The following is an 11,806-nucleotide window of genomic DNA, read 5'->3' as shown; positions in this document are numbered from 1 at the left end:
CAACTCACTTGCAGAACGCACGCTTCGCCCTATGACTGTAGAGCGCAAAAACTCGCTGACTTTTGGTAGCCATGCTGGTGCTAAAGTGTCAGTCATCTACCACACGTTTATCGAGACGTGTAAGATGTGTGGCGTATCAACGCTGGAGTATTTTAAGGAATTCTTCAAGGCAATCATGCAAGGAAGAACAGATTATGAGAACATGTTACCGATGAACATCGGTATTAAAAAATAATAAAGTTTAATACGATTTAGACGCTTCAGGTAGCGATAGCTGCCCTAAAAGGCTGTTTTTAAGCTTGGACGTCAAAATTGACAGTTTACAATAAAATGGCTTCTGATAATAAAACTATTGCTAAGAATACGATGGCCCTATATTTTAGGATGGGTATCACCATGTTGGTGGGCCTATTCACATCGCGTGTCATCTTGCAGGTGCTTGGTGTCACGGATATGGGTATCAATGCTACCGTAGGTGGCGTTGTGGCGTTTGCCGGATTTTTAAATGCAGCTCTGTCCAACGGCACTTCACGTTTTTTGACCGTAGCTCTTGGTAAAGGTGATAAAGAAGAACTGAAATCCACATTTTCTACATGCTTTTGGGTGCACTTTGGGTTGGCATTAATATTAGTGCTTTTAGTTGAAACTGTTGGATTATGGTTCCTCTATAATAAACTGATTATACCTGCAGACCGTATGGATGCAGCAGTCTGGGTCTTCCATCTATCGGTAATTTCTATGGTGGCAACGATGACGCAAGTTCCTTACGGAGCTTGTCTTATAGCCCATGAGCGAATGGATATGTATGCCTACACCAGTTTGATAGATGTGTTCCTAAAATTGATGATCGTTTATGCTCTAACTTTGTTTGATGTAGATAAACTGAAACTATATTCTACGTTATTCTTCTGTACTAGCATGGGTATGCTGTTGTTCTATCGTTGGTTTTGCGCCACTCGCTTTGAAGAATGTCGTGTTGATTTTAAGTTTGACAAAAGGGTTTTTAAGCCTATTTTGGTGTTTTCTGGATGGCAATTATTTGCCAATATTTCTATTTCTTTAAATAGTAATGGCATTTTGATGTTACTCAATATGTTCTTTTCTCCGGCAGTTGTTGCTGCTCGTGCCATATCACTACAGGTTAATAGTTATGCAACACAATTTATGACCAATTTTCGGACTGCAGCGAATCCTCAGATTATTAAAAAATATGCAGCTGGGGATTATGAGGGAAGTAAACACCTGCTGTTGGAATCAACCAAGTATTGCTATTATATGATGCTCATGTTATCTCTTCCCATATACTTGCTGTCTTATCAGCTGTTGTATTTATGGTTAGGGCAAGTGCCAGAATATTGTGACATCTTCCTTAAGTTAGTAGTTATACAATCCTTGTTTCAAATATTTGACACGGGATTATATACAGCAATTTATGCAGATGGAAATATAAAATGGAATGCATTGACATCTCCAACTATTGGTTTTATTGCCTTCCCTGTCGTATATGTTCTTTTTAAGTTTGGAGCATCTCCCATAGCTTTGTCATGGGTGTTTATTGTTGTTTTTGTCATTTTAGGATGCATCCAGAAGCCCCTTATTCTAATTAAGATTTGTGGATATACATTCAGAGATTTCATTCCAATGTATTGGAGTTGCCTGAAGGTAACTATCATATCCACTGTCATTCCTGTAATGTATGATTGTTGGATAAGAATACAAACCGACAATCAATATTTAATTTTCTTCTCTGTCGTTGTAATCTCTGTACTCTCTGTCTGTGCCAGTTCATGGTGTTTTGGTATTGATGCTTCTATGAGAGAAAAAGTTATTCAATTTGTCAAAAACAAGATTCAAAAATGAAAATAGGAATACTGACTGTCCCTTTCAATAATAACTACGGTGGCTTTCTCCAGGCATTCGCATTGAAGAGAGTCCTTGAGAGTATGGGGCATAAGGTGATTATTATAAATCGTCAAAGGAATGGGACTATAACGCTAAGAAGTATATTAGGAGATTTGCTGAGAGGTTTACATCTTCTGGAGGATAAACAAAAGAAGTTAAGCAAATATACAGATCAATTTCAAAAGAAGTATCTATTTCCATATACAAAAAAATATTATTCTTCTCAAGAGTTGAAAAGATGTGTAAAATATAAGTTTGATGCTGTGATTGTTGGCAGCGATCAGGTATGGAGATATTGGTATTTTAAAGACTGGATAGATGATTTTTTTTGCAACTTCCTGGAGGGTACGAATATTTCTCATTTCAGTTATGCTGCATCTATGGGCTCAGACGAAATGGATTATCCTCAAGATAAGATTGAAATATGTTCGAGATTGCTTAAGGATTTCAAAGCAATTTCTGTTCGAGAAGAATCGTCGGTCAAATTGTTAAAAGAATATTTTGGCGTTGAAAATGTGCAGGTGGTTTTAGATCCTACATTCTTGTTAGATAGACAAGCATACATAGATTTATTTAAAGATAAATATACCAAGCCAGAAAATCCATACATCTTCACCTATGTATTAGATGATGACGATGAGATAAAACAATCAATAGAGGATTTTTCTCATAAAATGAATATGCCTGTATTAAATATAAAAGCTGAGACAGGTGATATTAGTGAGATAGCTGTAATAGAACCGGTAGAGAAGTGGCTTTCAGCGATATGTTATGCAGATTATGTTATCACTGACTCATTCCATGGAACAGTATTCTCTCTTATCTTCAACAAGCAATTTGTAGTATATGGCAATGTCCAAAGAGGAATGTCAAGAATGCAGGATTTATTAAATCGAGTCGGTTTACAGAATAGACTTATCACATCAAATTCCGGAGTAAGTACACTATTGGAGCAAGAGATAGATTGGGTTTTAGTAAACAAGCAAATTAACATACATATAGATAGCTCAATGGCTTTTTTGGATGAAGCCATGAAATTTTAATATTTGAGGAAGCATAGTGTTTTTTATGTAATTGACATTAAAGATATATGAAAGTTTTATTTATTTGCAATAGAAGTCCATTTAATCCTGACATGGGGAATGCCCAAAGAACTGCCGTGATATTACAAGGGTTCTTGAATAATGGCTGTCATGTTGATGTAGCTTATATTGGGGCTAACCAATGCAATATTCCGAAGAATTTACCTCAAAATATCAGAATAGTCATATGGAATGATGGACACACTTGGAAAAAAAGTAATTCATCGGAATGGAAAAGACGATTATTAATAAACGCCTATCCGAAGTCTTTTGAACTTGAACATAAGATAAAGAATATTGTAGAACAAAATAATTATGATTTCATTTTCTGTAGATATATTGAAAATGCAAGTCTTGCGGGAGTTTTCGGATTAGATAAGAAGATTCTTTTAGACATTGACGATCTTCCAGAGAAATCCTTCAAAGTATATCTGAAAGATGTATCGTGGTTGAAAAGGATTTATTATCACTTGAAACTAATAAGCTTGCATAGATATACTTATCGTTGTATCAAGAAGTCCTATGTATCTTTCTTACCTAATAAAGGGGAGGCTAAGAGATATAATGTAACATTCTTACCCAATATATCCTATATTCATAAAGATGAATTGGAATTTAAGCCTCAATGTAAAAGAATCCTTTTTATTGGTTTTATGTCATGGCCAGCAAATTACAATGGCATGGATTCCTTTATTTCTCATTGTTGGAATAATATATCAGCAAGTGTTCCTGATGCGAAATTACTGATTGCAGGAAAGGGACTTCCAGACGAGTTGAAAACAAAATGGGAATCATATAAAAATATTGAATATTTAGGATACGTAGAAAGTCTATACGACTTTTATGCAATGGGAAATGTCGTGGTTTGTCCTATTTATTCAGGCGCAGGAACAAATATAAAAGTTATAGAAGCGATGGCAATGGGTAAGGCTTGTGCTATTTCTTCTCATGGCACAAGAGGCTATGAAGAGATTTTGTGTCATGGCGAAAATGTCGTTATTGCTGAGAATTACACAGATTTCTCAAATAATCTCATAGACCTTTTAAATGATGATTCGAAATGTAAAGAGATCGCAGGAGCCGCTATGAAAACTGCCCAATCATTTTTTTCACAGAAAACCATTGATGAAACGATATCATATATAATTAAAGAATAATCATGATAGAGAAACCATATACATCAATAGTTATCCCAGTATATAACGCAGAGAAATACTTGGGAGAATGTATAGACAGTGTGCTGTCTCAATCATTTAGGGATTTTGAACTGATTCTTGTGAATGATGGCTCAAAGGACTCTTCTGGAGAGATTTGTGATGAGTATGCAAAGAAGGATGAGCGAATCCGTGTGATTCATCAGCTTAACGGCGGAGTAACATCTGCACGTAAAGCTGGCGTAGAAGCCTCTTCTGCAGAATGGATTATGTTTGTAGATGCTGATGACAAGGTTACGACAGATGGATTACAGCGACTTGTAGAGGAACAACAGAAGGACCCAGAATTGGATATTATAGAAGGATCATATCAATGGTTCTATCCTGATGGGACAACAAAGTTATGCAAGAATATTGCACAAGAAAAAGGAGCAACATACTTTGATCCACAAACATTCTCTTTCTCTCTATATACATATTATGGACCGGCCCGCGGTCCATGGGCAAAAATAATACGAAGGAGCATTCTTTTACAATCATGTGCATTACAATTGCCAAGACGATTTACCAATCGTGAGGATGCAATGATGCTGACTTGTGCAGCACGTGTTATGCGTAAGGCTGTATTGCTAGCAGATGTTGTTTATTCTTATAGAAATCAGTTTGGTATCACAGCAGTGAGCAATAAATTGTCCATTGATTATTGGAGTGATTATTTGGAGTACACAGAACATGAAGTGTTAAAAGGCTTACTACCTAAATGGCATGATGTATGGGCAATGACACTTAAAGATATATTTTCTATTATAGTTCATGGAGGGAATATTAGATATGGAGCCATACCATCTTATTTTAAACAAAACGTGTTGCCAGAATTACAATCTCTGAGAGGAGATTTGTCAAGGGCAGAAAGACTCTATGTGGATGTTCTTGGACTTCCAATAATATTAAAGTTGCCAGTATGTACAGTCCTATTCTTATTATGGAAGGTAAAGAAATATTTATTAGGTAATTATTTTTCAAAGAAATCAAGAAGATATTAAAGCATGATCCGAGATCGAATAAAATATGTAGATTATCTACGTGCTTTCGCAATCACATTGATGGTGTTGGGACATTCTGGAATACCAAGTGATGGAATAATAAGGTCATGGATATATGGATTTCATATGCCTTTCTTTATTTTTTTATCAGGTTTCTTTGCAAAGTGTCCTTATTCAATACCTGTGTCAATAAATAAATATGTTAAGTCGTTGATAAAACCTTATTTGTTTTTTAGTGTTTTTCTCATTCCTTTTAGTTTTCTGGTCGATTATTTAATAGGGAATCATATAAGGACAGAGGAAATAGTGGCGATTGTATTCGCTAAATTGGTAATGCTAGATAATAACAGTTGCGGACCAATATGGTTCTTATTGGCACTATTTGTTATACGCTTGTTATTTGATAGTTTATTTTTTTTATTTAAGGGAAATGATAAAAAAAATATATGGTTGGCATTCCTTGTCGTATTACTATTCTTAGTTCTTTATGGATTATATAATATGAGTTATTTTTCACTTTTTGCAATAGGTTCAGCATTTGCATTATTCCCTTTTTTCGTTTTAGGTTGGATATGTGGAAGTGTTAATAAGACTCCACGAAAAATTCCGTTGCCAGTAGTATTTGCTATGTTTGTTGCATATCTTGTGATATCTTCAAATAATGGCTATGTAGATTTTGCTCAATTGAAGTTTGGCCATAACATTATAACAACATATTTTACAGCATCCGTGGGCTGTATATCTATATGTTATTTAGGGAAAGCGTATTTCAGCAATTACCATAATAATTTACTGTTAAAAATAGGAGAGTACAGTATTGGGATTTTGGGCTTTCATATAATATTTATTCAGATATTTAGGTATATTTATAAAATCTTAATTAATGAAATAATCCCATTATGGTATTTGTTATTAATGTCAATTCTCGTATGCTTAATTTGTTACTTATGTACATTGATTGTCATGAAAGTAAATCCGTGTTTAATTGGAAAAAATAAATAATTTAAATAAATTTTTTATGAAGGTAATTGTAGCTCACCCAGGAAAACAGCATTCTTTTCGTTTAGCATCAGCAATGCAGAAAGCAGGTTTGTTGCATAGTTACGTAACAGAGATATATGATAAAAAATCTTCTGTGATGATGAAATTCATCAAGAAGTTATTGAATAAGAGTAATTTAAAACGTGCAAATGCGCATTACAATCCTGATTTAAAAGAGTCTCAAGTAGTTCAGTTTTGTGAATTTGGCGGTTTCATAGAATTATTATTAAATAGGTTGGATAAGAGTATGAAACTCTATCGTCGTTTTTCTTCCTATAACACAGATAGATTTGGATTAAAACTGGCCAAATATGCAATCAAGAATGATGTAGATATGGTCATTGGTTATGATGCAGATAGTACCATCTGCTTCAAATATTTAAAAGAACATGCGCCACATATTATAAGAGTTCTTGATGTGTCAATTGCAGCACGTCCATATATGAAAGATTTATTTCAAAAGGAAGTGACGCAATCTGGACTTACTTACGCAAAGGATGAAAATATTTATTTGTGGCAAAGGCCTCTCGAACGTTATTATTCAGAAATTCGAGATGCAGATTATTTCTTCGTTGCATCAGATTTTGTAAGAGACAGCCTGCTGTATTGTGGTGTTGAAAGCAATCGCATATTGAAAGTACCTTATGGTGCAAACATTTCCAGCGATATTCTAATCAAAGAAGCGAATCCAACCACCCCTCTTATAATACAATTTGTGGGGCAGACGAATGCGCGTAAAGGTATGCCCTTATTACTGGATTGCATTTCCTCAATGGATTCTAATAGATTCCAACTGGTAGTAACTGGTGGATATAACCCACAGTCACCTTATATAGCAAAACACTTGGATGATGAAAATATAAAGTTTACGGGATTTGTTACACATGACCAGATGCAGAAAATTTATGAAGATGCAGACATTTTCGTATTAACATCAATCGCTGAAGGCATGGCATTGGTTGGCATTGAAGCTATGGCATGTGGGCTTCCCGTTATTTGTACATATGGTTCTGGACTGTCTGATTTGATTATTGAAGGTGAAACTGGATTTGTAGTTCCCTATGGTGACGAAACTGCTTTGAAAGAAAAATTGGAATGGTTCTATGTTCATAAAGATAGAATTAAAACAATGGGCGAACGTGCCCGCCAAGTAGCTATGGAATTTTCTTGGAAAAAATATGAAGAGAATATTGTAAAGATTGTATTGAAAATTAATGAATTAAATAATAAACAGTAGTTATGCTGTCTCCTATATCTCTTATATTTCTCGTGGTATTGTGTGTGTTGATTGGGGGAACCCTGCTCAAGCTATGGTTGAGCCGCGACAAATCTGCGATTTGGTCTCCATTGACTTTCATCTGCCTCACGTTGATTTACTATATCGTTATTCCCTCCTTCCAAGGGCTTAGACTATATGATGCTCATGCAGTTCAAGGGCAATATCTTTTTTATATCGCATCTGTTCTATTTTATTCGTGTGTGTTGATTGGATTCTCTTGGAAGCAGAGGCCGCGCTTTAAAAAATGGGATGATTATTTCACCCCCCAAAATGCTCAGATGGTAGGGGCTGTTCTTTTTATATTTGCGTTAGCATGTTACGTTCCCTTTCGTGGTTTTCGAACAACGATATGGGCTGATGATGCATATATAGGTTCTGCAAGAACGGGCTTTGTCAGCTATTTTATTGATTTAATATCATTGTTCTGCTTTGCCTGTGGTCTTTTATATATGTATTGGCGTAGTAACCAAAGTCGCCTCAAGAGTGGAATCGTATTTCTTGTCGTTCTTTATTTGACAATAGTGGTGTACATTGTTGGTGGATTTCGTTATAGGTTGGTCATGCTTATTCTTTCATTAGCCACGGTCTACCACCTATTCCCTAAACCAAAGCGAATCAATTATCCCATTGTCTTATCAGTAGGCATCGCGGCATATTTGCTCTTTGCCGTAATGGATGTATCTCGTAATTATGGAGCAGGATTAAACCGTGAGACTGTGATGCAGGTATCACTTAGCGATGCTAAAAAGGGTGCAGGAGAGAATGTAGATGTATGTTGCTTCAGTATAGCCTCAATTGATTATTATAACCGTAATGGTGGATATTCATTGTTTGAACCGATAACCACTGCAGTTCTGATGCCTATACCTCGTGCCATTTTCCCGAGCAAACCGGATGGGAGATATATGAGAGAAGCGCAAGTGCGTATTATTGGTGATTCAAGCGGTGGTGCAGCATTCCTTTGTTTTGCAGAAGCTTTTATCTCATTTGGAATGATAGGTGTTATCATTTATGGTTTATTCTTTGGTTGGTTTGCGAGAATTTTTTTTAATAATTATAGGCGAAATAGGGAGTCGATGGGCGCGATACTTCTATTAGCACTGTTCAATGGATTCTGTTATCAATGGCTTTCACGTGGCTATTTAGCAGGAAACTTTAATGATTTTGTTTACTTCGTAATTTTACCATTCTGGTTAACAACTCTATTTAGAAAAATATTGCCAAAATCGATAATTCATGAATAAGAGACAATACGATATAATTTTTATTACCAATCAGCCTGCGTTTTACAAGGTTAGACAGTGGAATAAGATTGGTAATCGGAAGAGGGTTCTTCTGATATTTACAGATCAAAAGGAAAAGGACAGGAATAATGATTTTGTTTCGGAAAAGCCTTCATTTGAATATTATATTCTTCCTAAAAGCAACCTAGCTGGATGTTGGGAGTTGATATCGATTCTTTTTCGGTATTCGTTTAAACAGTTGATTATCGGAGGATGGGATGACTGGCGTTTGATTCTTTTGGCTTTCCTAAGCAGTAAGAAAAAGAATGCAGTGTTATGTGAATCCAGCTTTTATGAGTATAAGCCTCATTTTATAAAGGACAGTATAAAAAAACTATTTCTGACACGCATTTCAACGGTTTACCCTTCAGGCCTTGCTCAGGGCAAGATATTTGAGCACTTCCATTTCAAAGGAGAGTATAAATATACCGGCGGATGCGGCGTGCTCAATTACATACCCCAACCTGCATATAAGCCCAGAGAGTGTGTTAGGCGTTTTCTGTATGTGGGCAGGTTAGTTGAGGTCAAAAATCTTAAGATGCTAATTGATGTTTTCAACAGTTTTACGCATCTTTTATTGGATATCATCGGTTTTGGAGAACAGGAGGAAGAACTGAAAATGATGTCTCAGAGCAATATTCACTTTTTAGGTGCAATCCCGAATAAAGAGTTGTTAACATATTACCAGAAGACGGATGTATTTGTGCTACCTTCAATTGTTGAGCCCTGGGGACTTGTTGTTGAAGAATCTTTGAACAATGGAACGCCTGTAATTGTAAGTGATCGGGTCGGATGCAAGGATGATTTGGTGACGGAAGAGACCGGACTCGTGTTTTCTGCTTATGACAAGGAATCTTTGAAAGAAGCTGTCCTTAAAATTTCTGATGTAGATTATTACAATAAACTTCGAGAGAATATTTCTAGACTCAATTTTCAAGAGAGAGCACAACATCAAATTAATATATTCATAACTAAATAATGCCAACGATATTGCAAATCAATGTGGCCTGTAATTGGGGGTCAACAGGCAGAATAGCTGAACAGATAGGTGTACTTGCTCAGAAAAACGGATGGAATGCTTATCTCGCTCATGGGACGAGATATGTTTCTGGTAGTCAACTTAAGACCATCAGAGTTAGTAGTTCGTTTGAAGAGAAGGCGCATGGCGTGAAGAGCCTTCTGTTGGATGCTCATGGATTAGGCTCAGTCAACGGCACAAAGGCTTTCGTAGAGAAACTGGATGAAATAAAGCCAGACATAGTCCACCTTCATAATATTCACGGGTATTTTGTTAACTACGAAATTCTTTTCGACTATTTGTGCGGAAAAGATATTCCCATTGTGTGGACCCTACATGACTGCTGGAGCTTTACCGGGCATTGTATGTACTTTGACAGGGTAGGCTGCGACAAGTGGAAAACCGGTTGTCACCATTGCCCACAACTGCACTCATACCCCAAGTCATTGTTTATAGACAGGTCAAGTGCAAACTGGGAACGCAAAAGAAAACTCTTTACATCGGTCAAGAATCTCACATTGGTGCCAGTGTCTAATTGGCTTGGAGATTTGGTGAGTCAGTCCTATCTTGGCAAATATCCTGTTCATGTCATTCATAATGGCATTGATCTGAATGTATTCAAACCAACAGAGAGCGACTTGAAAAAACAGTATGGGATAGATGGTAAATTTGTAGTGCTGGGCGTGGCAGATATTTTTGGCGACCGAAAGGGGCTGGGAGAGTTTATACAGTTGCATCAATCATACGGAGATGACATCCAGATTGTATTGGTGGGAGTATCTGAAGAGGAGAAAAAGCAGCTACCGGAAGGGATTATCGCGTTGAGACGCACCACAAATGTGAACCAACTGGTAGAATTCTATTCCATGGCAGACGTTTTTGTCAATCCAACATATGAAGATAACTTTCCGACAACAAATATTGAGGCGTTGGCTTGCGGGACTCCCGTAATTACTTACAGAACAGGCGGCAGCCCAGAGGCAGTTGATGAGAATACTGGTATTGTTGTCGAGAAGGGGAACTATGAGGCTTTAGTAACAGCTATCAGACAAATACGACAAAAGGGGAAGGCAAGTTATTGGAACGCATGCAGAAAACGAGCCGTTGAACAATTCAACAAAGACGATCGTTTCCTGGATTATATTAAACTTTACGATGAGGTAATTCAATAGATGAAGCCTGCATATAAAAGGTTGCTCTGGTGTGGGGGTGTTCTACTAATTGCTATCATAGTGAATCTTTATTGTGAGTTGTTCCCTATACATTTGGCGCATCGCGATAACAATTTTGGTATAAAGGTTCTTTCTTACAACATCCACTCCCAAGCGGACGGATTTGGTTTATATGCAACTGAGATAGCAAAGACAATAGTGGGTGAGAAACCTGATTTCGTATTCCTGACGGAATATTACGAAACAGCAAGCGATACCCTGATAAATTCACTTGAGAGAGAGTATCCATACATAAATAAAACGTATAGATGGGAGAATAATGAGGGCGATGTTTTCTGTAGCACATGGGAGATAGACAGTATTGACAAATATGGGGTGAGTGGAAGCTTCTGCTCCATCTACCGTGTACCGATACACAAGGCCACAGATACGCTTGTCATTTATTGCTGTCATCTGTCCTCTAATAATCTTATGTTAAACGAGGGACGTTGGTCTTCTCTGAAAGAGGGAAGGCGTTTAAGGTTAACAGAGGCGGATACTATTGTTAATGCATTGCGAAGCGAGAAATATCCCGCTGTGGTTATAGGTGACATGAACGATGTACCATTTTCACCTACAATAAAAAGGATAAAGTCCACAGGATTAAAGGATGCATGGTGGAATGGTGGCTTCGGCTATGGAAGTACATATCATAATGATTGGCTGCGACTGAGAATAGACTATGCTTTTTATGATGATAAGCACTTAAATCTTCAAAATATAGACGTGATAGGTGAAGAAACCTGGAGTGACCATCGGGCTTTAGTCGTTGGATTCAATTTTAAATAAAATA

Annotated in this window: 11 protein-coding genes; all 11 read left to right on the top strand. The window is 36.7% G+C overall.

The features are described 5' to 3' along the window. Window positions 1-235, top strand: a 235-nt coding sequence (locus T491_RS0114325; protein WP_028904495.1) for a transposase, incomplete at its 5' end; no start/stop codon positions are given. Between the two features lie 95 nt (window positions 236-330). After that, the gene (locus T491_RS0114320; protein WP_028904494.1) at window positions 331-1,860 is read left to right on the top strand and encodes a lipopolysaccharide biosynthesis protein; all 1,530 of its coding nucleotides are present in this window, start codon (window positions 331-333) and stop codon (window positions 1,858-1,860) included. Beyond that, window positions 1,857-2,945: a polysaccharide pyruvyl transferase family protein gene (locus T491_RS0114315; RefSeq protein WP_028904493.1), complete on the top strand. Its 1,089-nt coding sequence runs from the start codon at window positions 1,857-1,859 to the stop codon at window positions 2,943-2,945. The genes T491_RS0114320 and T491_RS0114315 overlap by 4 nt, the downstream gene beginning before the upstream one ends. A 47-nt stretch (window positions 2,946-2,992) precedes the next feature. Further along, complete coding sequence (locus tag T491_RS0114310; protein ID WP_081773403.1) at window positions 2,993-4,141, top strand: glycosyltransferase; 1,149 nt, start codon at window positions 2,993-2,995, stop codon at window positions 4,139-4,141. A gap of 2 nt (window positions 4,142-4,143) precedes the next feature. Then, window positions 4,144-5,181, top strand: coding sequence for a glycosyltransferase family 2 protein (locus T491_RS17230; protein ID WP_051523182.1), 1,038 nt, complete (start codon window positions 4,144-4,146; stop codon window positions 5,179-5,181). 3 nt (window positions 5,182-5,184) lie between these two features. Then, window positions 5,185-6,183, top strand: coding sequence for an acyltransferase family protein (locus T491_RS0114300; RefSeq protein WP_028904491.1), 999 nt, complete (start codon window positions 5,185-5,187; stop codon window positions 6,181-6,183). A 16-nt stretch (window positions 6,184-6,199) separates the two neighbouring features. Beyond that, window positions 6,200-7,459, top strand: coding sequence for a glycosyltransferase family 4 protein (locus tag T491_RS0114295; protein WP_155950161.1), 1,260 nt, complete (start codon window positions 6,200-6,202; stop codon window positions 7,457-7,459). A gap of 2 nt (window positions 7,460-7,461) precedes the next feature. After that, window positions 7,462-8,745 carry an O-antigen polymerase gene (locus T491_RS0114290; RefSeq protein WP_028904489.1) on the top strand — a complete coding sequence of 428 codons (1,284 nt, stop codon included), beginning with the start codon at window positions 7,462-7,464 and terminating at the stop codon, window positions 8,743-8,745. Next, window positions 8,738-9,763, top strand: coding sequence for a glycosyltransferase (locus T491_RS0114285; RefSeq protein ID WP_028904488.1), 1,026 nt, complete (start codon window positions 8,738-8,740; stop codon window positions 9,761-9,763). Before T491_RS0114290 ends, T491_RS0114285 begins: the two co-directional genes overlap by 8 nt. Continuing rightward, a complete protein-coding gene (locus tag T491_RS0114280; protein WP_028904487.1) occupies window positions 9,763-10,974 on the top strand; it encodes a glycosyltransferase in 1,212 nt (403 codons plus the stop codon). Before T491_RS0114285 ends, T491_RS0114280 begins: the two co-directional genes overlap by 1 nt. Next, the gene (locus tag T491_RS0114275; RefSeq protein ID WP_028904486.1) at window positions 10,975-11,802 is read left to right on the top strand and encodes an endonuclease/exonuclease/phosphatase family protein; all 828 of its coding nucleotides are present in this window, start codon (window positions 10,975-10,977) and stop codon (window positions 11,800-11,802) included. Window positions 11,803-11,806: the final 4 nt, after the last annotated feature.

The sequence above is a fragment of the Prevotella sp. P6B4 genome, assembly GCF_000619985.1.
Classification (GTDB): Bacteria; Bacteroidota; Bacteroidia; order Bacteroidales; family Bacteroidaceae; genus Prevotella.
This window is presented reverse-complemented; position numbering and strand designations above follow the sequence as displayed.

Excerpts from the sequence above, each read along its gene's own strand:
- T491_RS17230 (WP_051523182.1), top strand. The coding sequence starts at position 4,144 with ATGATAGAGAAACCATATACATCAATAGTTATCCCAGTATATAACGCA.
- T491_RS0114275 (WP_028904486.1), top strand. The coding sequence starts at position 10,975 with ATGAAGCCTGCATATAAAAGGTTGCTCTGGTGTGGGGGTGTTCTACTA.
- T491_RS0114315 (WP_028904493.1), top strand. The coding sequence starts at position 1,857 with ATGAAAATAGGAATACTGACTGTCCCTTTCAATAATAACTACGGTGGC.
- T491_RS0114280 (WP_028904487.1), top strand. The coding sequence starts at position 9,763 with ATGCCAACGATATTGCAAATCAATGTGGCCTGTAATTGGGGGTCAACA.
- T491_RS0114310 (WP_081773403.1), top strand. The coding sequence starts at position 2,993 with ATGAAAGTTTTATTTATTTGCAATAGAAGTCCATTTAATCCTGACATG.
- T491_RS0114290 (WP_028904489.1), top strand. The coding sequence starts at position 7,462 with ATGCTGTCTCCTATATCTCTTATATTTCTCGTGGTATTGTGTGTGTTG.
- T491_RS0114300 (WP_028904491.1), top strand. The coding sequence starts at position 5,185 with ATGATCCGAGATCGAATAAAATATGTAGATTATCTACGTGCTTTCGCA.
- T491_RS0114320 (WP_028904494.1), top strand. The coding sequence starts at position 331 with ATGGCTTCTGATAATAAAACTATTGCTAAGAATACGATGGCCCTATAT.
- T491_RS0114295 (WP_155950161.1), top strand. The coding sequence starts at position 6,200 with ATGAAGGTAATTGTAGCTCACCCAGGAAAACAGCATTCTTTTCGTTTA.
- T491_RS0114285 (WP_028904488.1), top strand. The coding sequence starts at position 8,738 with ATGAATAAGAGACAATACGATATAATTTTTATTACCAATCAGCCTGCG.